Below are 20,441 nucleotides of genomic sequence, written 5' to 3'. Positions count from 1 at the left end.
ACTCTGGATATCTGTCTCCAGGATAAGCACGCAAAGTGCAAAAGTGACAGAGAACTGTCCATTACCTGTACTGCTAAGCTGAACAATGCAGGGATTATGTTGTCGGATTGCCTGAATTTCCATTAAAATAGATCGGATCGATTTAAGCACACAAAGGGGGAAGTGCTTACTTATATGAAACATAAACCACAGATGATGAAAATGCGCTGGTTAAGCGCAGCCGTAATGTTGTCCCTGTGTACTTCATCTGCATGGGCGTTTAGCATTGATGACGTTGCAAAAGAGGCAAAATCGTTAGCCGGGAAGGGCTATGAAGCGCCGAAGAGCAACCTGCCCTCCGTTTTCCGCGACATGAAATATGCGGACTACCAGCAAATCCAGTTCAACCACGATAAAGCATACTGGAATAACCAGAAGACCCCGTTCAAACTTGAATTTTATCATCAGGGCATGTACTTCGACACGCCGGTCACCATTAATGAAGTGACGGCAAGCAGCGTGCATAAGATTAAATATAACCCGGACTATTTCAATTTTGGCAGCGTCCAGCATGACAAAGACACGGTAAAAGACCTTGGCTTTGCCGGGTTTAAAGTGCTGTACCCGATCAACAGCAAAGATAAGAATGACGAAATTGTCAGCATGCTCGGAGCCAGCTATTTCCGCGTACTGGGCCAGGGCCAGGTTTACGGGCTCTCCGCTCGCGGGCTTGCAATCGATACTGCGCTGCCTTCAGGCGAAGAGTTCCCGCGTTTTCGCGAGTTCTGGATCGAGCGTCCAAAAGCTACCGACAAGCGTCTGACAATTTATGCTCTGCTCGACTCCCCGCGCGCAACCGGAGCGTATCGTTTTGTCATTATGCCGGGTCGCGATACCGTGGTTGACGTGCAGTCGAAGGTGTACCTGCGTGACAAGGTCGGCAAGCTAGGCGTTGCGCCGTTGACCAGCATGTTCCTGTTCGGGCCAAATCAGCCGTCTCCGGCGACAAACTACCGTCCGGCGCTGCACGACTCTAACGGTCTGTCTATTCTTGCCGGCAACGGCGAGTGGATCTGGCGTCCGCTGAACAATCCGAAGCATCTGGCCGTCAGCAGCTACGCGATGGAAAATCCGCAAGGGTTTGGTTTGCTGCAGCGCGGGCGTCAGTTCTCTCGCTTTGAAGACCTCGACGACCGCTACGATCTGCGTCCGAGCGCATGGATCACGCCGAAAGGCGACTGGGGTAAAGGTAAAATCGAACTGGTTGAAATTCCAACCAACGATGAAACTAACGATAACATCGTGACCTACTGGACGCCGGATCAGCTGCCGGAGCCGGGTAAAGAGATGAACTTCAAATACTCTATTACCTTTAGCCGCGATGAAGACAAGCTGCACGCGCCGGATAACGCCTACGTTATGCAAACCCGTCGTTCCACCGGCGATGTGAAGCAGTCAAACCTGATTCGTCAGCCGGACGGCACCATCGCGTTCATCGTTGATTTCACCGGTCCTGAGATGAAAAAAATGCCGTCAGATACGCCGGTAACGGCGCAGGCGAGCATTGGCGATAACGCGGAAATCGTTGAGAACGCGGTGCGTTATAACCCGATCACCAAGGGCTGGCGTATGATTCTGCGCGTGAAGGTGAAAGATCCGAAGAAAACTACGGAAATGCGCGCTGCGCTGGTCAATGCCGACCAGACGCTGAGTGAAACCTGGAGCTATCAGCTGCCTGCTAATGAATAACATAACCAAGTACATTGACGCCTTGCCGCTGTCGGGGGCAGAGAAATCTGCGCTTCCTGATAGCAGCCTGAAGGCGGTACATGAAGCGCTGGATGCCGATCGTCACGATTTTCCCCGCGAAGACGATTCCCCTCTGGGGTCGGTGAAATCGCGGCTGGAGCACAGCTGGCCAGACGCGCTGGCGGGCGATCAGCTCATCAAAGATGATGAAGGGCGCACCCAGCTGCACGCCATGCCGAAGGCGAAACGCTCCTCTATGTTCCCGGATCCGTGGCGGACCAACCCGGTCGGTCGCTTCTGGGATCGGCTCCGTGGACGCGATGTCACCCCGCGCTATCTTTCTCGTCTGACCAAAGAAGAGCAGGAAAGCGAGCAGAAATGGCGCACCGCCGGTACCATTCGTCGCTACATTCTGCTGCTGCTGACGCTGGCGCAGACGGTCGTCGCGACCTGGTACATGAAAACCATTCTGCCATATCAGGGCTGGGCGTTAATCAACCCCGCCGACATGGTAGGGCAGAATCTGTGGGTTTCATTTATGCAGCTGCTGCCGTATATGCTGCAAACCGGTATTCTGATCCTCTTTGCGGTCCTCTTCTGCTGGGTATCAGCGGGATTCTGGACGGCGCTGATGGGCTTCCTGCAGCTGCTGATGGGGCGCGATAAGTACAGTATTTCCGCCTCCACCGTCGGCGATGAGCCGCTGAATCCAGAGCATCGGACGGCGCTGATCATGCCTATCTGCAACGAAGACGTCGATCGCGTTTTCGCCGGTCTGCGCGCCACCTGGGAATCGGTGAAAGCGACGGGCCAGCAGCAGCACTTCGACGTTTACATCCTGAGCGACAGCTACAATCCGGATATTTGCGTAGCGGAGCAAAAGGCGTGGATGGAGCTGATTGCTGAAGTCCAGGGTGAGGGGCAGATTTTCTATCGCCGTCGTCGTCGTCGCGTGAAGCGTAAAAGCGGTAACATCGATGACTTCTGCCGCCGCTGGGGCAGCCAGTACAGCTACATGGTGGTGCTGGACGCCGACTCGGTGATGTCCGGAGAATGTCTGACCGGGCTGGTGCGTCTGATGGAGGCTAACCCGAACGCCGGGATTATCCAGTCGTCGCCGCGTGCCTCCGGGATGGACACCCTCTACGCCCGCTGTCAGCAGTTCGCGACCCGCGTATACGGCCCGCTGTTTACCGCCGGTCTGCACTTCTGGCAGCTTGGCGAGTCGCACTACTGGGGTCATAACGCAATTATCCGCGTAAAACCGTTCATTGAGCACTGTGCGCTGGCGCCGCTGCCGGGTGAAGGCTCCTTCGCCGGATCGATTCTGTCGCACGACTTCGTGGAAGCCGCGCTGATGCGTCGTGCCGGCTGGGGCGTGTGGATTGCCTATGACCTGCCGGGCTCCTATGAGGAGCTGCCGCCGAACCTGCTGGATGAACTGAAGCGTGACCGTCGCTGGTGCCACGGTAACCTGATGAACTTCCGCCTGTTCCTGGTTAAAGGTATGCACCCGGTACACCGGGCGGTGTTCCTGACCGGCGTCATGTCCTATCTCTCCGCGCCGCTGTGGTTTATGTTCCTCGCCCTGTCGACCGCTCTGCAGGTGGTGCACGCGCTCACCGAGCCGCAGTACTTCCTGCAGCCGCGCCAGCTGTTCCCGGTCTGGCCGCAGTGGCGTCCGGAGCTGGCGATCGCCCTGTTTGCCTCAACGATGGTGCTGCTGTTCCTGCCGAAACTGCTGAGCATTATTCTGGTGTGGTGCAAAGGGTCGAAGGAGTACGGCGGGTTTATCCGCGTGACGCTCTCTCTGCTGCTGGAGGTGCTGTTCTCCGTGCTGCTGGCGCCGGTGCGTATGCTGTTCCACACCGTGTTTGTGGTCAGCGCCTTCCTCGGCTGGGAAGTGGTCTGGAACTCGCCGCAGCGTGATGACGACTCGACCCCGTGGGGCGAAGCGTTTATGCGCCACGGTTCACAGCTGCTGCTGGGCCTGGTTTGGGCCGTCGGAATGGCGTGGCTGGATCTGCGCTTCTTGTTCTGGCTGGCGCCGATCGTATTCTCGCTGATCCTGTCGCCGTTCGTGTCGGTGATTTCCAGCCGGGCGACCGTTGGTCTGCGTACCAAGCGCTGGAAACTGTTCCTGATCCCGGAAGAGTATTCCCCGCCGCAGGTGCTGAAGGATACCGATGCTTATCTGACCCTGAACCGTCAGCGTTCGCTTGATGATGGATTTATGCACGCCGTGTTTAACCCATCGTTTAACGCGCTGGCGACGGCAATGGCTACCGCTCGTCACCGTCACGGTCGGATCCTCGATATCGCCCGCGAACGTCACGTTGAGCAGGCGTTGAACGAGACGCCGGACAAACTTAACCGCGACCGCCGTCTGGTGCTGTTAAGCGATCCGGTGACGATGTCGCGCCTGCACTATCGGGTATGGGCCGCGCCGGAGAAATACTCTTCGTGGGTGGATGCCTATGGTCAGCTAACGCTGAATCCGCTGGCATTAAAAACGAAGTAAGCCGCGCGTTAATAAAAATACCGGCAATTTGCCGGTATTTTTTTCTCCAGGAGTTGAGGTTACAGATGAGAATTTTGCTGGTCATCGTTATGACCCTGGTGCTCAGCGGCTGCGGCAGCATTATTAGCCGCACGGTGCCGGGGCAGGGGCATGGCAATCAGTATTACCCCGGCGTTCAGTGGGACGTTCGCGATTCGTCGTGGCGCTATATCACTATCCTCGACCTGCCATTTTCACTGGTGTTCGACACGCTGCTGCTGCCGCTTGATGCGAGCCACGGACCCTACAATTAGCTAGCGCTCATCCCACTCATCGGCCGCCGTCTGACCCTCTTCCGTATCCAGAGAGGGTTCAAGCTGAAACTCGCCCTCATCCCATTCATGGAGCGTATTCTCTTCCAGCCACTCCTGGCGGAGCTCTATCTCGTCATAATCGCCGTCAAAAACGCTCTGAGCCGCTTCGCCGCTGAGCACTGGCAGACAATCGCCTTCCCCATCTTCGTCGGCAAAAAACTCGGCCTGCCAGGCGATATCGCCATCCTGCAAAATGTATTTCTGGATATTCAGCTGCTCGACGTTAGCGCTCTCCTCGTCGCTATCCGGATTATTGGCCAGGTACTCTTCGCGGGCCGCATCGATAGCTTCTTCGAGCGTGGCATAGAAAACGGAATCCTTTGGCATGGCTAACCCCCTAAGAAGAATGAGAAATGGACTCGATTCAATCTATAGAAGGCGGCGGGCAATGCGTCAAGGGGAAGGGCGCCTTGCTGACTTAATTTACCGAACGATCGCCGGAGTCCCGGCTGTCAGAAGGTGCGCTGCTTCGCGGCTGGCGTAAGGTGATAGTCGAGTAGATAGCGTTGAACAGCACCACGCAGGCGGTGACCAAAAAGACCGCCCGGAAGCCATAGTTGGCGGAGACGGAGGCGCCGATGAGCGGGCCGGTGACGTTACCAATATCGCGAAACGACTGGTTATAGCTGAAGATGCGGCCGGCGACCTGGCTGGTGGAGTTGTACACCAGTAGCGTTTGCACGGCCGGCAGCAGCGCGCCGTCGGCAGCGCCGAGCAGAAAACGCAAAACGCCCAGCTGCAGCGGCGTCTGGACGAATGACATCGGAATAAGCAGCAGAACGGAGAGGATCAGCGCCACGATGAGGATTTTTTCCGGCCCGATACGGTCCCCCAGCCTGCCGAGACGCGGGGCGCTGATCAGGGCGGCAACCCCGGGAACGGAGGCGATCATCCCGCTGATAAACGCAATATTGCTGATGTCCCCGCTCAGATCCCGCACGTACAGCGTCAGGATCGGGGCAATCGACCCGGTAGCAACCTGGATAATCAGGGTGGTGACGAACAGGCTGAGCACCAGTTTTGGGCTTTTCAGCGAGGAGAACACGTCTCTGGCGCTGAGCATCTCTTTTTTCGCCACCGGCACAAACTGCTCGCGGATGAAGAACAGCGTCAGGAGGAAGCAGATAAACAGGACGCTGGCGGTAAGAAAGAAGACGGCGCGCAGGCCCCACAGATCGGCGAGAAAACCGCCGGCCAGCGGGCCAAGCAGGGCGCCGCTGACGGCCCCGGTGGAGAGCGTTCCCAGCGCCCAGCCGCTTTTCTGGCGAGGGATTTGGGTCGCGATAAGGGCATTGGCGTTCGGAATAAAGCCGCCTAACAATCCCAGCAGCGCGCGCAGCACCAGAAATTGCCAGATATTTTGCGCCAGTCCCATCAGCATCATGACGATAGCCATTCCGAGAGCGGAACGTAGCAGCATGATTTTTCGACCTTTTCGGTCGGCAAGCCCGCCCCAGAACGGTGAGGCAACGGCGGAGAAAAGAAAGGTAATGCTGAAGACCAGCCCCGACCACATATTGAGGGCGCCGTGGCCCGTGACGCCGAGCTGTTCAACGTAAAGCGGAAGGAACGGCATAACCAGGCTGAACGCCGCGCCGGTCAAAAAACAGCCGAACCAGGTGACGGTAAGATTGCGTTTCCAGTTAACAGGTATATCAGCAGACGACATAGGTTCCCACTGGCCTGCGCCGCAGGTCAAAAGTTGAAAATATGAGCCTGCTAATTATGCGCCTGAGAAACGGTTGCCGCAATGGAGGACCGCTTTTAATGCTAAGGGCGTGGCCCCCGAAACGGGGGCTTTGTGCGGAGTAACGGCGGTTATTCGTAGCGTGAAGGAACGCCGGGCGGGCGCGACTTGAAGCGGCGATGCATCCACATATACTGCTCCGGCGCCATCAGAATGCATTTCTCGACGATGTGGTTCATCCACACGGCGGTCGTTTGCGGGTCATCCAGCGGCGGATCGCACTCCGGCGGCAGAATAATCAGCTCATAGCCTTTGCCATCGGGCTTACGGCGCGGTACGAAGGGAACGATGCAGGCCTTCGACATTTTTGCCAGCATCCAGGTGCCGGAGGTGGTGGCGGCCTGGTCGACGGCGAAAAACGGCACAAAGACGCTGGAGGCCGGGCCGTAGTCGTGATCCGGCGCATACCAGATAACATCGCCTTTTTTCAGCGCCCGCACCATGCCCTTCAGATCCTTACGGTCGATCATATCCTTGTTGGAGCGCAGTCGCCCCCACGTCTGCAGCCAGTCGATAACCGGGTTATCATTCGGGCGATAGACACCAATCCCCGGCTCATTCATCCCGAACATGCGGGCGCCCATTTCAAGGGTGAGGAAGTGGATACCGATCAGCAGAATGCCGCGTTTTTGCTCCTGCACGGCCCGGATATGTTCGACGCCAGTCGCATCCGTCCAGCGCGCAATGCGCCGCGCAGGCCAGAACCAGGCCATGCCGGTTTCCATCAGGCCCATGCCAACGGATTCAAAATTCTGTTTTACCAGCTGATGGCGCTCCTGCTCGCTCTTCTCGGGGAAGCAGAGCTCCAGGTTGCGGTAAGCAATTTTGGCCCGTCGGGTCATCAGGCGCATCGCGAGTCGACCCAGAGCGGTGCCCAGGCGATAAATCAGCGGATAGGGAAGCTGGACAACCAGCCACAGCAGGCCAATTCCTGGCCAAAGCAGCCAATAACGCGGGTGCAGTAACGCCGCGGAAAATTTAGGTAAATGGGTCATCTCATACCTGTTCAATTAAGCAACGCGTTCTATTATCGCATTTTTTTATGGTTCAGCCAAAACGACTGGCCCAGGTGGCATTTATTGTTAAATCATAGCGAATGTTGCTGTAAAAAATGTAGCTTGAAATGTATGGATGTAAATTAATGCCGTTTACTATATGATGCCGGCCGTTTATTTTACTCATTTTTATGTCGAGCAGGTACACCATGCCAGTGTTACATAACCGCATTTCAAATGAGACGTTAAAAGCGCAGATGTTGGCCGAGACCGAGCCGCGCACGACGATCTCTTTCTATAAGTACTTCACCATCGTTGATCCACAAGCGACGCGCGACGCCCTGTGGATTGCGCTCACTAAGCTGAACGTGTTTGGCCGTATTTACCTGGCCCACGAAGGGATCAATGCGCAAATCAGCGTACCGCAGAGCCGCGTTGAGGCCCTGCGCGAGTATCTGTACGCGTTCAACCCGGCGCTGGAAGGGCTGCGAATGAACATCGCTCTCGACGACGACGGGAAATCGTTTTGGGTGCTGCGCCTGAAGGTGCGCGACCGAATTGTCGCCGATGGTATCGACGATGAGACGTTTGATGCCTCTAACGTGGGTGACTACCTGAAAGCTGCGGAAGTTAACGCGATGCTGGATGACCCCGAAGCGATCTTTATCGATATGCGCAACCATTACGAATACGAAGTGGGGCATTTCGAGCAGGCGATGGAAATTCCCGCCGATACTTTCCGCGATCAGCTGCCGAAGGCGGTTGAGATGATGCAGGAGCATAAAGATAAAAAAATCGTTATGTACTGTACCGGCGGCATCCGCTGCGAAAAAGCCAGCGCGTGGATGAAGCACAACGGCTTCAGCAAGGTCTGGCACATCGAAGGCGGCATTATTGAGTATGCGCGTCGCGCGCGAGAGCAGGGTCTGCCGGTGCGTTTTATCGGTAAAAACTTTGTTTTCGATGAGCGCATGGGCGAGCGTATTTCTGACGACGTTATCGCGCACTGCCATCAGTGCGGCGCGCCCTGCGATAGCCACACCAACTGCCTGAACGACGGCTGCCATCTGCTGTTTATCCAGTGTCCGAGCTGTGCGGAGAAGTTTGCCGGATGCTGCAGCGAATCCTGCATGGAGGAGCATAAGCTGCCGGAAGAGGAGCAGCGTCAGCTGCGGGCCGGGCGTGAGAACGGGAATAAGATCTTCAATAAATCTCGCGGGCGTCTGAATACCAAGCTGGGGATCCCGGATCCTGAGCCTTCAGAAAAACCATAGCCAGACAAGGTCGATGATGGCCAGCAGCAGCCACAGCGCGAGATAAATCATAAAATGCTCGCGGATGTTGTTGATCAGTAAGTCATACAGGCGACGCATAAGATCTCTCAGTCATAAACGGCCTCCGGTGAGGCCGTTTTTTTATCGGTGCGGTGGCAGCGCCGCGGGGTGGCTATTATTGCTGAAAGCGCGCCAGTGAGAAGGGGGTCAGATCAAAAGCCGGCGATTCTCCCCGGGCAAACTGGACGGCAATTTCGCCCAAAACCGGAGCAAATTTAAAGCCATGACCGCTTAATCCGCTAATAAGCAGCGTTTGCGGATGACCGGGGAGAGTATCGATAATGAAGTCCTCATCCGGCGTATTGTCGTAGGTGCAGGATGCGCCGTGCAGGCAGCCGCCGATGCCTGGCAGGACGTTGCGCAGAAAATTGAACGATTCCGAGCCGTCCGTCGCCACGCTGCCAAACGGCGTGCGTTCTTCCGCGGTGGAGATGAGCTGCCCGCCGTTGTGCTTGCCGATTTTGAGTTCATTATCTTCCGCCGGGAAGCCGTAGAACTGATCGCCGCTGGGCAGTTCGCCGGTAAACGCCGGAAAATTGTTTTTGCGGCTGTAGCGGCCATCGGCCTGGAACCAGGCGAAGATTTTGCGCACCGGCTGAACCGGCAGCTCAGGCAGCAGGCGGGTCACCCAGGTACCGGCGCTGATCAACAGCTTTTTAGCGCCGTACTGGCCATCCGCGGTGTCGATAGTGACGCCATCCTGATGATGATGGATCGCGGTGACCGGACAGTTGAACAGCTGCGCACAGCCCGCTTCACGAGCCAGGCGAATCCAGGTTTCAATGGCCAGTTCGCTGCGCAGGACGCCTGATGCTGGTTCAAATACCCCGCGATAGCCCTCAGGCACGCGAATTTCCGGCCAGCGGGCCATAATGGCCTGGGCGTCCATCTCTTCAACGTTGAGCTCAAATTCACGAGCGCTGTTCATGACGTTAGTGAGAAACGCGGAATCCGCCGGGCCGAGGTTGATCACCCCGGTACGTTCAAAAACGGCTTCACCGCTGAGGGCGGCTAGTTCGTCCCAGAGCTGCTGCGCCCGCAGCACCAGAGGGACGTATCTTTCACCTTCACCATAGGCGTGGCGGATAAGACGCGTGTTGCCGTGATGGCTGCCTTCCTGGTGCGGAGGCTGGTGGGCGTCGGTCATCAGGACGTTGAGTCCTGCGCGACGGGCATAATAGCCTGCGGCGGCGCCGGTTGAGCCGCTGCCGATAATGATGAGGTCGTATTGCATGGTATGTTCCGGGTTTTTGCTTTATTAGCAGGGTAATTAACAACCCGTACTTATACAAGCCCGAAAATAAATCAGGCACCAACCGGTGCCTGTTTAGTTAGAGTATATGGATGACAGCAGAATCACTAATGTCTGCGGTACTCATTTACCTGGTATTCACCTGCTTCAATCTTCGCAATGCCGGCTTCAAGAATAGAAATAAATTGACGTGCGACGTCCGTCGTCAGCCATAAAGTCTGGCCAATTTCAGCTTCATTACTGCTTTCATGAGTGGGGTTCTGGTAGTGCAGGCGCAACATCAGCGCGTCGTAGCTATCTACGGTGCTGATGTCCCATCCGACGAGGGGATGGGTCTGGATGACTTCATTATTCTTTTCCATCATAACCCCTTATTCATATGTTAAAAGACAACAATTCTCGAGGTTTAATGCATATTTTTTGAAGCAAGTTAATTATATCAGCAGTTAAGAATAAACTCGAGAAATTAACGCGAACGGGGCGAGCTTTTCTCTTTTTGACGCTTTTTTGCGCAAATTTTGTACCGCGGTACGTTATTTTTTAAGGAAATTATCAGGGATTAAAGAAAAATCCGAGTATCAGACGGAGGGAATAAAAAAGCCGGGGCGACCCGGCAAAAGAAGCACAATGAGGGAGCAAATTAATTTGCTGTACCGGTCAGACTTCGAACCGCATGAGTATTGGGCAGGCAAAAGCTTCGGCTAACAGCCTGAGGCGTTCTGCGCTGTCGCTTTCATGCGCACGGGTGACTCAGGGTACGTCGTGGATAAACCAGTCATCAGCGCTTTCCCAGGTTTCTTGCAGGATTTCGCTTATCCGGTTTTTATCTTCTTTAAGGCCACCGATAACGGAAAGATTGTTACCGGTGGCGAAGCGTACGGTTACCTGGCTTGGTTCAGCCGGAAACTGCAGATCGATACGTCGGGAGAGTTCATTATTCAGCGCTTCTAAAGCGCCGCTCGGTAAGGCTGTGGTTTTGGCGATAGACACTTCGATGCGCATGATTGCCCCCTGTGTAATGTACTGTTTATTTATACAGTATCGTTTTTGTATTTACAACAGAGGGCGGCGTTTTATTTTTTCATCGTCCAGCGTATGGTTTCACCGGCCAGGAAGGGGACCAGCGTGTCGCCCGGCAGTGCGATGCTTTCTGCCACAACGCTCTCTTCGCGCACCAGCTCAACAAAGCTCTCATTGACCGGCAGACCGTAGAAGCGCGGGCCGTTAAGCGAACAAAATGCTTCGAAGTGCTGCAGCGCATTCATCTCTTCGAACACCGTTGCGTAGCTACCCAGCGCGGTTGGCGCATTAAAGCAGCCGGCGCATCCGCAGCTGGTTTCTTTACGATGACGCGCGTGCGGCGCGGAGTCGGTACCGAGAAACGCGCGGGTAAAGCCGCTGGCGACCAGCTCGCGCAGGGCCTGCTGGTGAATATTACGTTTCAGAATCGGCAGGCAGTAAAGGTGCGGACGAATACCGCCGACCAGCATGTGATTACGGTTAAACATCAGATGCTGTGGCGTAATGGTGGCGGCCAGCAGTTCGTTGCCATCGCGAACGTACTCTGCGGCATCCTTGGTGGTGATATGTTCGAACACCACTTTCAGACCCGGCAGGCGCTGGCGCAGCGGCTCCATCACCGTTTCGATAAAGCGCGCCTCGCGATCGAAGATATCGATCTCCGCGTGCGTCACTTCGCCGTGTACCAGCAGCGGCATGCCGAGTTTTTGCATACGCTCAAGCACCGGCATAATGGCATCGATGCTGGTCACGCCGTGGCTGGAGTTAGTGGTGGCATTGGCCGGGTACAGTTTAGCCGCGGTAAAAACGCCGGCCTCAAATCCGCGCTCCAGCTCGGCTGGATCGAGCGTATCGGTCAGGTAGCAGGTCATCAGAGGGGTAAAATCATGCCCGGCGGGCACGGCGTTAAGGATCCGCTGGCGATAGGCGACGGCGGCTTCAACGGTGGTGACAGGCGGCGCCAGATTCGGCATCACGATCGCCCGACCATAAAACTCGCTGGTGTAAGGCACGACGGTTTCCAGCATATCGTCATCGCGCAGATGGATGTGCCAGTCGTCAGGGCGACGGATTTTCAGTACCTGGGGTTGTGCTGTCATGGAAGGCTCCGGCTAATAGGTTCAGTCATCAGGGCTGTTTTTCACCGGGCACAAAGGATAAGCGTAAACGTTTTCCTTTGCATCAACTTCCGTAAAAAAACGGGCGCCCTGGCGCCCGCGATGTTAATTGGTGAAGGGGATGATTATCTCACCCGGCTTGACCTCAATGCCTTTAGCGTACTTTTTCGCCAGCGCTTCACCGGTGCTGGCGTCTTCGCGCAGAACGTAGGCGGGCTGCTGGTTAAAATAGCTGCGCAGGGATTGGTTCAGGTAGGGGATCAGCGTCTGCACTACCGACTGCAGCTTCTCCGGCGCGACTTTCGCATCGACGACTTCCATTTCCTGCAGGAAGATCGCCCCTTTTTCCTTATTGAATACCGGCAGCGCTTTAAGCTTAAGGTCAATAGTGGCTTTTTGATTACCGAACAGCGAATTGAGATCCAGATTGGCAACGCCGCTGAGGGTCACTTTATTCGGCTCCTCGCGACCAATCGCGCTGGTTAAATCGTGCAGTTCGATATGCGCATCCGCCACGCCCGGCAGGCCGATATCCTTGGCGAAGTGGTTACGTTTCTGCAGCGCCTGATTAATTTCCTGTTCGCTTATCGAATACTGCGTAAGCTGGTTACAGCCGCTCAGGAGGCCGCTAACGATAAGCGCGGCCACGATAAACATCTTTTTCATTGGGTTCCTTAACGTAATGCCATGGGCTCATCCTGACACAAAGCAGCATGGCCTGCCAGCACCGTAGGCGCTAGCGGAAAATGCTGAAAATCAGCCTGGCTTTACGCAGCGGCTCAGGTTCGTGGCTCGAGCATTCCGGAGGCCGAACGCCTGGCGCTGAACTGCCACCACAGGGCGATAAAGGTGATAAAGCCGATAATACCCAGCATCAGCCACGGTAGCTCCGGCTGGTTGAGCACTTTACCGGCGTCAAACAGCCACCCGCCGCCGGCGTAGCCGAAGGCCCCGCCAAAGGCCAGCCCCAGTCGACTGAAGCCCATGTAGCTGCCGCGCGCGCGCGCGTCGGCCAGCGACGCGCCCAGGGTTTCACGCGCCGGCTCCGCGATAATCGAGCCCATATAGAAAATGCAAATCAGCGTAAATAGCTGCTGCAGGTTGCTGGTTAAACCAATCGGCAGCATGGCGAGCGTCATGACCAGCAGACCGGCCATCAGCCGATGCTCCAGCCGATAGCGCTTTTCACTCCAGCGGGCAATCGGATACAGCAGCGTCAGCGATATCGTCGCTTCAATGGCATACATCCATTTGACCGCAGAAGGGGAGCCCGCGATGTCGTTGACCATAATCGGCAGCATCAGCATGACCTGCACCGCCAGCATGTAATAGCCGGTTAGCGTCAGAACATAGGTTACGAAGCGCCTGTCGCGCAGCACGCGCCCCAGCCCTTCGCGCACCGGCGTTTTCACCGTCGACAGCTTCCAGGCCGGGAGATACCAGGCGTTGAAGCCGGCGCAGGCGACAAACAGCGCCGCGCCTACGCTGCACACGAGGCGGAAATCGTACTGTAACAACCAGCTGCCGAGCAGGGCGCCGATGACCGCGCCGGCGCTGTCCTGCATCATCAGGAGCGAAAAGAAGCGACCGCGCTGATGCGGGCGCACCAGCTTCACCACCAGCGCCGCGCGCGGCGGGTCAAACAGCGTTCCGCCGAGGCCCGAGAGAATGCAGGATAGCCAGAGCACCCACGGCTCATGGGCCACCGCCATCGCGGCAAAGCCGCCCGCGCGCATCAGCATACCGGTGACGATCATCGGCTTGGCGCCGAAACGGTCGGCAACCGCGCCGCCAAAAATCCCCAGACCCTGCTGGACCAGCTGGCGCAGGCCGAGGGCGATACCGACCATCAGCGCGGCCCAGCCCATCTGGTCGACAAAGCGAATGGAAATCAGCGGGAAGACGACAAAAAAGCCGAGAACGACCAGCATGTTGTCGACCAACAGGAAGTATTTACCCAGGCTCCTTGCCTGCGATACGCGGGACATTTCCCCTCCTGGGAAAATAAAGATTAGCCCTACTAGTTTGCGGGGAAGCCCGGGCGTTTCCCAGCGTACTTGCGACAATATTTTTTTATCAAAAAGCAAGTTTGATAGAGGCTATTCATCGAAAAAGGGAGATGGTGCAGAAAATGGTATGTTGCTGTTTTCACTCCGTCGTTCAGGACAGGTATAGTGAAGGGAGCAGGGTAATAAGTCAGGGGAACAGGAGAGGGGAATGTTTGGCTACCGCAGTAACGTACCAAAGGTGCGTTTGACGACGGACAGGCTGGTGACGCGGCTGGTCCACGATCGTGACGCCTGGCGTCTGGCCGACTACTACGCGGAGAATAAAGGGTTCTTAAAACCCTGGGAGCCGGTGCGCGACGACAGCCACTGCTACCCCTCCGGCTGGCAGGCGCGCTTGTCGATGATTTCGGAGTTTCATAAGCAGGGCTCGGCGTTCTATTTTGCGCTCCTCGATCCGCAAGAGAAGGAGATAGTCGGCGTGGCGAATTTTTCGAACGTGGTGCGCGGCTCGTTTCATGCCTGCTACCTCGGCTACTCCATCGGCGAGAAGTGGCAGGGGCAGGGGCTGATGTTTGAAGCGCTGACCTCGGCAATTCGCTATATGCAGCGCACGCAGCATATTCATCGCATTATGGCCAACTATATGCCGCACAATCAGCGCAGCGGCGATTTGCTGGCGCGTCTTGGCTTTGAAAAAGAGGGTTACGCCAAAGATTATCTGTTAATCGATGGCCAGTGGCGTGACCACGTATTGACGGCGTTGACGACACCGGACTGGATCCCGGGTCGCTAAGGAGAGATCATGAAATATCAGTTAACCGCGCACGAAGCGCGCGTTATTGGCTGCCTGCTGGAAAAACAGGTCACGACGCCGGAGCAGTATCCTCTATCGGTCAACGCGGTGGTGACCGCCTGTAACCAGAAAACCAACCGGGAGCCGGTGATGTCGCTCAGTGAAAGCGATATTCAGGATCTGCTGGATACGCTGGTCAAGCGCCACTATCTGCGTACGGTGAGCGGGTTTGGCAATCGGGTGACCAAATACGAACAGCGATTTTGCAATTCCGAGTTCGGCGATCTGAAGCTGACGCCGGCGGAGGTCGCGGTGGTCACGACGCTGCTGCTGCGCGGCGCGCAGACGCCGGGCGAACTGCGCAGCCGGGCGCAGAGAATGTACGAATTCAGCGATATGGCGGAAATCGAAAGCGTGCTCGAGAAGCTGGCAAGCCGTGATGACGGCCCGTTCGTCGCGCGTCTGCCTCGTGAGCCGGGGAAACGCGAATGCCGCTACATGCATCTGTTCTGCGATGATATGGATTCGCTTATCACGGCGGTAGAAGCGGTATCGCCGTCGGGAGACGATCTCCAGACCCGGGTTGAGGTGCTGGAGGCCGAAGTGGCGGAACTAAAAGAGCGGCTGGCATCGCTGTTGGCCCATCTGGGGGATTAATCGTGACGGCGAAACTACGCGTTGGAGTGGTGGGACTGGGTGGCATTGCGCAGAAGGCCTGGCTGCCGGTATTAGGCGCCGCGGACGGCTGGACGCTGCAGGCGGCCTGGTCACCGGGTAAAGAGAAGGCGCTACGTATCTGCGAAACCTGGCGCATTCCCTATGCAGATTCCCTGGAGCAGCTGGCGGCGCAGTGTGATGCGGTATTTGTTCATACCTCGACGGCCTCGCACTTTGAGGTCGTCAGCCGGTTGCTTAACGCCGGGGTGCACGTCTGCGTGGATAAACCGCTGGCGGATAAGCTCAGCGAAGCCGAATCCTTGGTTGAGCTGGCCGCTCGCCGCGGGCTGACGCTGATGGTAGGATTTAACCGCCGCTTTGCTCCGCTTTATCGCGAGCTGAAAGCGCATCTGGACGATGCCGCCTCGCTGCGTATGGATAAGCATCGTGGCGACAGCGTCGGTCACGACCTGCGCTTTACCCTGCTTGATGACTACCTGCACGTGGTCGATACCGCGTTGTGGCTGGCGGACGGGAAGGCGCGTCTGAGCGGCGGCCTGCTGCAAACCACCGCCCAGGGTGAAATGCTCTATGCCGAACACCGCTTCAGCTCGCCGCAGCTGGAGGTGACCACCAGCATGCACCGGCGCGCCGGCAGCCAGCGGGAGTGGGTTCAGGCGGTCACCGACGGCGGCCTGTATGAAGTTCGTGATATGCGCGAGTGGCAGGAAGAGCGCGGCCAGGGAGTGGTTCAGCGTCCGGTTCCCGGCTGGCAAACGACCCTCGAGCAGCGCGGCTTTGTGGGCTGCGCGCGTCATTTTATTGAATGCGTGCAAAATCAGACGGTTCCCGAAACCGCAGGCGAACAGGCGCTGCTGGCCCAGCGCATCGTTGAAAAGCTGTGGCGCGAGGCGATGAGCGAATAATTCGTTGTAACATCTGGCAGTAGTAATTCATGACGAACCCGGTAGACTATCGCCACTTTCCAGCGCCCGCCATTGCGGGCGTTTTACTTCAGGGTTGTGGAAAACACCTCAATGAACCTTTTAAAATCACTGGCGGCAGTCAGTTCGATGACCATGTTTTCGCGCGTGCTGGGCTTTGCGCGAGACGCCATCGTCGCGCGTATTTTTGGTGCGGGAATGGCAACGGACGCCTTTTTTGTGGCGTTCAAATTACCGAACCTGCTGCGTCGCATTTTTGCCGAAGGCGCGTTTTCTCAGGCGTTTGTGCCGATACTGGCTGAATATAAAAGCAAGCAGGGCGAAGACGCCACCCGCGTATTCGTGGCCTATGTTTCGGGTCTTCTGACGCTGGTTCTGGCGATAGTAACCCTCCTCGGCATGCTGGCCGCTCCCTGGGTCATCACCGTGACCGCGCCAGGGTTTGCCGACTCCCCGGATAAATTTGCGCTGACGACGCAGCTGCTGCGCATCACCTTCCCCTATATTTTGCTGATCTCGCTGGCCTCATTAGCCGGCGCGATCCTCAATACCTGGAACCGTTTTTCCGTTCCCGCCTTTGCGCCCACTTTTCTTAACGTCAGCATGATTGGCTTTGCGCTATTTGCGGCGCCGTATTTCCACCCGCCGATGCTGGCAATGGCGTGGGCGGTCACCGTCGGCGGCGTACTGCAGCTGGCCTATCAGCTGCCGCATTTGAAAAAAATTGGCATGCTGGTGCTGCCGCGTATCAACCTGAAAGACGCCGGTGCGGTACGGGTGGTGAAGCAGATGGGGCCGGCGATCCTCGGCGTGTCAGTTAGCCAGATTTCGTTGATTATCAACACAATATTCGCGTCTTTCCTCGTTTCCGGCTCGGTATCCTGGATGTACTACGCCGATCGTCTGATGGAGTTTCCATCCGGCGTGCTGGGCGTGGCGCTGGGGACAATTCTGCTGCCGTCGCTGTCAAAAAGCTTTGCCAGCGGTAATCATGATGAGTACTGCCGGTTGATGGACTGGGGGCTGCGCCTGTGCTTCCTGCTGGCCTTGCCGAGCGCGGTGGCGCTGGGGATCCTCGCGAAGCCGCTGACGGTAGCGCTGTTCCAGTACGGTAAATTTAGCGCCTTTGATGCGGCAATGACCCAGCGCGCGCTGGTGGCCTATTCCGTCGGGCTGATGGGGCTGATTGTCGTTAAGGTTCTGGCGCCGGGGTTCTACTCGCGCCAGGATATTAAAACGCCGGTTAAAATCGCCATTGTCACCCTGATTATGACTCAGGTGATGAACCTGATCTTTATCGGCCCGCTGAAGCATGCCGGCCTGTCGCTCTCTATCGGGCTTGCCGCCTGCCTCAACGCCGCGCTGCTCTACTGGCAGCTGCGTAAGCAAAAAATATTCACCCCGCAGCCGGGCTGGTTTACCTTCCTGCTGCGTCTGGTGATTGCGGTGCTGGTGATGTCTGCGGCGCTGCTTGGAATGATGTATATCATGCCGGAGTGGTCCCAGGGGACCATGCCGTTCCGTCTGCTGCGCCTGATGGCGGTGGTGGGGGTTGGCGTGGTGGCCTATTTTGCCAGCCTGCTGCTGCTGGGCTTCCGGGTGAAAGAGTTCGCCCGACGCACGGCCTGAAGCTAAACTCCGGGTAGAAACAGGCCCGTTCCGCAGCGCGGAGCGGGTTTTTTTATTGCCCCGCGCGCTGTAGCGCCGCGATCCGCGCGTTTTCCAGCAGGCGAATCGCAAGGGCGATAGCGCCCGCGGCCACGGCCAGGATCACCACGCCGCTCCAGCCGGCTATCACGTACAGTTTGCTGCCGAGCACGGAACCGAGCGACATGCCAATAAAGACGCCGGTGAACAGCAGGGCGTTCAGCCTGCCGCGGGCCTGCGGCTCCAGACCGTACACCAGATTCTGGTGCGCCACGAGGCTTGACTGCAGACCAAGGTCGAAGCCAATAGCCGAGATAGCGATCAGCGCCAGCTGGCCGTGGGGCGGCAGTACCGGCAGCAGGAACATCAGGGCAAAAGAGACGGTAACCAGCGCTGCGCCCAGTTGGGTGACTTTCCCGGCGCCATATTTATCCGCCAGGCCGCCGGCCAGCGGCGCGGCGAGCGCTCCTGCGGCCCCGGCGATGCCGAATCCGCCGGCAACGGCGCTGCCCATCTGATAGCGTTCGAGCAGCATGACCGCCAGCGTTGACCAGAAGGCGCTGAAGGCGATGGAGAGAAAGCCCTGCGCCAGCGCGGCGCGGCGCAGGGCCGGGTAGCGCTGCCAGAGATGCGCCATCGACTTCATCAGCTGCGGATAGCTGAGGGTCGAGTGAATTTCAAACCGCGGCACCACGCGCCACATCAGCAGGCCAATCAGCGCGATGCTAACTGCCGCAGCCTGGTACATCATCCGCCAGCCAAACAGCGCGCCGACCACGCCGCTCACCGTTCTTGAGAGCAGGATACCCAGCAGCAGGCCGGTCATGACGGTGCCCACCATTTTCCCCTGTTTCCCCGCCGGGGCGAGGATTGCGGCCGCCGGAACGATGTCCTGGGCCATCGTCGCCGCCATCCCGATCAGCAGGCTGACAATCAGCAGGGAAGTGAGCTGCCCCGTCAGGCTACACAGCAGCAGGAGCACGGCCAGCGCGGCGCTTTTGAGTAAAATCAGCGTACGGCGGTCATGGCGATCGCCGAGCGGCAGAAGAAACAGAATGCCTAGCGCATAGCCCGCCTGTGTCAGGGTTGGGACCAGCCCCATGCCTTCGACGCTGAGATGCAGATTGGCGCCCATTAATGGCAGCAGCGGCTGGGCGTAGTAAATAGAGGCGACGCTAAAGCCTGCGCCAAGAGCGAGTATGAAGATAATCCAGCCGGCTTCGCGGGAGGATAGTGTTGTCGGTGCCATGATAAAGCCCTCGTAGATGCGATGGCGCTATTTTTCCCTGAATCAGGCTGGTGCGGTAGATAGCGTGGTGGTAAAACGGTTATACGCAAAACGTATAGGCATAGTAAATATGAAGCGGCAGGAACGTATAGACCGGATTGAACTGATGCGCACCTTTATTCGAATCGTCGAAGCCGGTTCGCTTTCTGCCGCCGCGCTTCAGCTGAACACTACCCAGGCGACGGTGAGCCGGCGCCTGCAGTCGCTGGAAGGCCTGCTGGGCAGTAAGCTGATTCTGCGAACCACCCATGCGATGAAGCTGACCGACGACGGCGAGCGCTGCTATCAGCATGCGCGTCGGGTGGTCGATGCGTGGCTGGCGCTGGAAGACGATCTGAGCATTGCCGATGACCGGCCCGTCGGCGTGCTGCGGGTACGTGCGCCGCACGCTTTTGGTCAGCAGCAGCTGCTGGGGCCGCTGGTCAGCTTTCTGCAGCGCTATCCGCAGCTGTCCGTAGAGTGGATGCTGAATGACAAAACCGTCGATTTTCTCAGCGATAATATCGATTGTGCGATTCGCGTGGGGGCCGAAGTGGACCCTGAGACGGTGTCAGTGCTGCTGGCTGAGGTGCCGCGCAGCGTGGTTGCCGCTCCCTCACTGCTGGCGCGCTACCCGACATTAGAAACGCCTCAGGAGATGTCGCAGCTGCCGTGGGTGGCGATCAGCACCTTTTATCAGCATGAGGTGAAATTATTCCATCAGGAGTGTAATCAGCAGCAGGCCTTCGGCATCGTGCCGTGCCTGAGTACCGATAGCGTGTACGTGGCGCGCAATACCGCGCTGGCGGGATTGGGGGTGGCTATCGTTTCAAGCTGGGCGGTGGTGGGGGATATCGCCGCCGGGCGGCTGGTCGAACCGTTTCCGCAGTGGCGAGCGTCTTCCCTGCCGGTCCATCTGGTTTATCCGTGGGCGCGGTACTATCCGACCCGTTTACGTAAGTTTCTCGACCTGATGCGCGAGGTTATGCCGCAGGTTGCGGGCATGCAGCGTCCGGAAGGGGAATAAAAAAACCGGCCATATAGGCCGGTTTTTTT

At 57.4% G+C, this 20,441-nt stretch carries 20 protein-coding genes; 9 read left to right on the top strand and 11 right to left on the bottom strand.

The annotated features are described in order from the left end of the window. The first annotated feature begins 174 nt into the window (after positions 1–174). From mdoG to QFI97_RS18010, 3 genes are all read left to right on the top strand, one after another. A complete protein-coding gene (gene mdoG, locus QFI97_RS18020; protein WP_095096327.1) occupies positions 175–1,728 on the top strand; it encodes a glucans biosynthesis protein MdoG in 1,554 nt (517 codons plus the stop codon). Continuing rightward, positions 1,721–4,249 carry a glucans biosynthesis glucosyltransferase MdoH gene (gene mdoH / locus QFI97_RS18015; protein ID WP_095096330.1) on the top strand — a complete coding sequence of 843 codons (2,529 nt, stop codon included), beginning with the start codon at positions 1,721–1,723 and terminating at the stop codon, positions 4,247–4,249. The genes mdoG and mdoH overlap by 8 nt, the downstream gene beginning before the upstream one ends. A 65-nt stretch (positions 4,250–4,314) precedes the next feature. Beyond that, on the top strand, positions 4,315–4,542 hold the full coding sequence (locus tag QFI97_RS18010) for a YceK/YidQ family lipoprotein (RefSeq protein ID WP_095096332.1): 228 nt from the start codon (positions 4,315–4,317) through the stop codon (positions 4,540–4,542). Here QFI97_RS18010 and QFI97_RS18005 read toward each other — a convergent pair whose 3' ends face one another. From QFI97_RS18005 to QFI97_RS17995, 3 genes are all read right to left on the bottom strand, one after another. Then, complete coding sequence (locus tag QFI97_RS18005; protein ID WP_095096335.1) at positions 4,543–4,929, bottom strand: MysB family protein; 387 nt, start codon at positions 4,927–4,929, stop codon at positions 4,543–4,545. Positions 4,930–5,020: 91 nt separating this feature from the next. Continuing rightward, on the bottom strand, positions 5,021–6,271 hold the full coding sequence (gene mdtG, locus QFI97_RS18000) for a multidrug efflux MFS transporter MdtG (protein WP_346431730.1): 1,251 nt from the start codon (positions 6,269–6,271) through the stop codon (positions 5,021–5,023). Positions 6,272–6,420: 149 nt separating this feature from the next. Next, positions 6,421–7,344 (bottom strand): Kdo(2)-lipid IV(A) acyltransferase, encoded by a 924-nt coding sequence (locus QFI97_RS17995; RefSeq protein WP_095096342.1) that lies wholly within the window; start codon positions 7,342–7,344, stop codon positions 6,421–6,423. 209 nt (positions 7,345–7,553) lie between these two features. On the opposite strand from QFI97_RS17995, the gene trhO reads away from it, so the two are divergent. Next, a complete protein-coding gene (trhO, locus tag QFI97_RS17990) occupies positions 7,554–8,618 on the top strand; it encodes an oxygen-dependent tRNA uridine(34) hydroxylase TrhO (protein WP_095096345.1) in 1,065 nt (354 codons plus the stop codon). Here the strand turns inward: trhO and QFI97_RS17985 are convergent. From QFI97_RS17985 to mdtH, 7 genes are all read right to left on the bottom strand, one after another. After that, the gene (locus QFI97_RS17985) at positions 8,604–8,717 is read right to left on the bottom strand and encodes a DUF2770 family protein (RefSeq protein ID WP_095096348.1); all 114 of its coding nucleotides are present in this window, start codon (positions 8,715–8,717) and stop codon (positions 8,604–8,606) included. The two genes, trhO and QFI97_RS17985, sit on opposite strands and share 15 nt — an antisense overlap. Before the next feature lie 76 nt (positions 8,718–8,793). Further along, the gene (solA, locus tag QFI97_RS17980; protein WP_346431729.1) at positions 8,794–9,912 is read right to left on the bottom strand and encodes an N-methyl-L-tryptophan oxidase; all 1,119 of its coding nucleotides are present in this window, start codon (positions 9,910–9,912) and stop codon (positions 8,794–8,796) included. Between the two features lie 125 nt (positions 9,913–10,037). Beyond that, positions 10,038–10,292, bottom strand: a complete 255-nt coding sequence (bssS, locus tag QFI97_RS17975) for a biofilm formation regulator BssS (RefSeq protein WP_041144949.1) — start codon at positions 10,290–10,292, stop codon at positions 10,038–10,040. Between the two features lie 388 nt (positions 10,293–10,680). After that, positions 10,681–10,932: a DNA damage-inducible protein I gene (dinI, locus tag QFI97_RS17970; protein WP_346431728.1), complete on the bottom strand. Its 252-nt coding sequence runs from the start codon at positions 10,930–10,932 to the stop codon at positions 10,681–10,683. 71 nt (positions 10,933–11,003) lie between these two features. Next, positions 11,004–12,050: a dihydroorotase gene (gene pyrC, locus QFI97_RS17965; RefSeq protein WP_095096357.1), complete on the bottom strand. Its 1,047-nt coding sequence runs from the start codon at positions 12,048–12,050 to the stop codon at positions 11,004–11,006. A gap of 123 nt (positions 12,051–12,173) precedes the next feature. Then, the gene (locus QFI97_RS17960; protein ID WP_095096360.1) at positions 12,174–12,734 is read right to left on the bottom strand and encodes a lipoprotein; all 561 of its coding nucleotides are present in this window, start codon (positions 12,732–12,734) and stop codon (positions 12,174–12,176) included. Between the two features lie 113 nt (positions 12,735–12,847). Next, positions 12,848–14,056: a multidrug efflux MFS transporter MdtH gene (gene mdtH / locus QFI97_RS17955; protein ID WP_346431727.1), complete on the bottom strand. Its 1,209-nt coding sequence runs from the start codon at positions 14,054–14,056 to the stop codon at positions 12,848–12,850. 229 nt (positions 14,057–14,285) lie between these two features. On the opposite strand from mdtH, the gene rimJ reads away from it, so the two are divergent. The 4 genes from rimJ to murJ all read left to right on the top strand — a co-directional run bounded on the left by rimJ (position 14,286) and on the right by murJ (position 18,100). Beyond that, positions 14,286–14,870: a ribosomal protein S5-alanine N-acetyltransferase gene (rimJ, locus tag QFI97_RS17950; RefSeq protein WP_041144954.1), complete on the top strand. Its 585-nt coding sequence runs from the start codon at positions 14,286–14,288 to the stop codon at positions 14,868–14,870. Between the two features lie 9 nt (positions 14,871–14,879). Next, positions 14,880–15,527 (top strand): YceH family protein, encoded by a 648-nt coding sequence (locus QFI97_RS17945; RefSeq protein ID WP_095096369.1) that lies wholly within the window; start codon positions 14,880–14,882, stop codon positions 15,525–15,527. A gap of 2 nt (positions 15,528–15,529) precedes the next feature. Next, positions 15,530–16,453, top strand: coding sequence for a Gfo/Idh/MocA family protein (locus tag QFI97_RS17940; RefSeq protein WP_095096372.1), 924 nt, complete (start codon positions 15,530–15,532; stop codon positions 16,451–16,453). 111 nt (positions 16,454–16,564) lie between these two features. Next, the gene (gene murJ / locus QFI97_RS17935; protein WP_346431726.1) at positions 16,565–18,100 is read left to right on the top strand and encodes a murein biosynthesis integral membrane protein MurJ; all 1,536 of its coding nucleotides are present in this window, start codon (positions 16,565–16,567) and stop codon (positions 18,098–18,100) included. Positions 18,101–18,152: 52 nt separating this feature from the next. Here the strand turns inward: murJ and QFI97_RS17930 are convergent, their stop codons facing one another. Next, positions 18,153–19,367: an MFS transporter gene (locus tag QFI97_RS17930; RefSeq protein WP_331850507.1), complete on the bottom strand. Its 1,215-nt coding sequence runs from the start codon at positions 19,365–19,367 to the stop codon at positions 18,153–18,155. 16 nt (positions 19,368–19,383) lie between these two features. On the opposite strand from QFI97_RS17930, the gene QFI97_RS17925 reads away from it, so the two are divergent. Then, positions 19,384–20,412, top strand: coding sequence for a LysR family transcriptional regulator (locus QFI97_RS17925; RefSeq protein ID WP_189339822.1), 1,029 nt, complete (start codon positions 19,384–19,386; stop codon positions 20,410–20,412). Positions 20,413–20,441 lie beyond the last annotated feature (29 nt).

This window comes from Klebsiella scottii (assembly GCF_036561945.1).
Classification (GTDB): domain Bacteria; phylum Pseudomonadota; class Gammaproteobacteria; order Enterobacterales; family Enterobacteriaceae; genus Klebsiella; species Klebsiella scottii.
Note: the sequence above shows the minus strand (reverse complement) of the source record. Positions and strands in the feature narration are given on the sequence as shown.

What these genes read in the sequence shown, in the direction of transcription:
- mdoG (WP_095096327.1), top strand. Translation starts at nt 175, where the DNA reads ATGAAACATAAACCACAGATGATGAAAATGCGCTGGTTAAGCGCAGCC.
- mdoH (WP_095096330.1), top strand. Translation starts at nt 1,721, where the DNA reads ATGAATAACATAACCAAGTACATTGACGCCTTGCCGCTGTCGGGGGCA.
- QFI97_RS18010 (WP_095096332.1), top strand. Translation starts at nt 4,315, where the DNA reads ATGAGAATTTTGCTGGTCATCGTTATGACCCTGGTGCTCAGCGGCTGC.
- QFI97_RS18005 (WP_095096335.1), bottom strand. Translation starts at nt 4,929, where the DNA reads ATGCCAAAGGATTCCGTTTTCTATGCCACGCTCGAAGAAGCTATCGAT.
- mdtG (WP_346431730.1), bottom strand. Translation starts at nt 6,271, where the DNA reads ATGTCGTCTGCTGATATACCTGTTAACTGGAAACGCAATCTTACCGTC.
- QFI97_RS17995 (WP_095096342.1), bottom strand. Translation starts at nt 7,344, where the DNA reads ATGACCCATTTACCTAAATTTTCCGCGGCGTTACTGCACCCGCGTTAT.
- trhO (WP_095096345.1), top strand. Translation starts at nt 7,554, where the DNA reads ATGCCAGTGTTACATAACCGCATTTCAAATGAGACGTTAAAAGCGCAG.
- QFI97_RS17985 (WP_095096348.1), bottom strand. Translation starts at nt 8,717, where the DNA reads ATGCGTCGCCTGTATGACTTACTGATCAACAACATCCGCGAGCATTTT.
- solA (WP_346431729.1), bottom strand. Translation starts at nt 9,912, where the DNA reads ATGCAATACGACCTCATCATTATCGGCAGCGGCTCAACCGGCGCCGCC.
- bssS (WP_041144949.1), bottom strand. Translation starts at nt 10,292, where the DNA reads ATGGAAAAGAATAATGAAGTCATCCAGACCCATCCCCTCGTCGGATGG.
- dinI (WP_346431728.1), bottom strand. Translation starts at nt 10,932, where the DNA reads ATGCGCATCGAAGTGTCTATCGCCAAAACCACAGCCTTACCGAGCGGC.
- pyrC (WP_095096357.1), bottom strand. Translation starts at nt 12,050, where the DNA reads ATGACAGCACAACCCCAGGTACTGAAAATCCGTCGCCCTGACGACTGG.
- QFI97_RS17960 (WP_095096360.1), bottom strand. Translation starts at nt 12,734, where the DNA reads ATGAAAAAGATGTTTATCGTGGCCGCGCTTATCGTTAGCGGCCTCCTG.
- mdtH (WP_346431727.1), bottom strand. Translation starts at nt 14,056, where the DNA reads ATGTCCCGCGTATCGCAGGCAAGGAGCCTGGGTAAATACTTCCTGTTG.
- rimJ (WP_041144954.1), top strand. Translation starts at nt 14,286, where the DNA reads ATGTTTGGCTACCGCAGTAACGTACCAAAGGTGCGTTTGACGACGGAC.
- QFI97_RS17945 (WP_095096369.1), top strand. Translation starts at nt 14,880, where the DNA reads ATGAAATATCAGTTAACCGCGCACGAAGCGCGCGTTATTGGCTGCCTG.
- murJ (WP_346431726.1), top strand. Translation starts at nt 16,565, where the DNA reads ATGAACCTTTTAAAATCACTGGCGGCAGTCAGTTCGATGACCATGTTT.
- QFI97_RS17930 (WP_331850507.1), bottom strand. Translation starts at nt 19,367, where the DNA reads ATGGCACCGACAACACTATCCTCCCGCGAAGCCGGCTGGATTATCTTC.
- QFI97_RS17925 (WP_189339822.1), top strand. Translation starts at nt 19,384, where the DNA reads ATGCGATGGCGCTATTTTTCCCTGAATCAGGCTGGTGCGGTAGATAGC.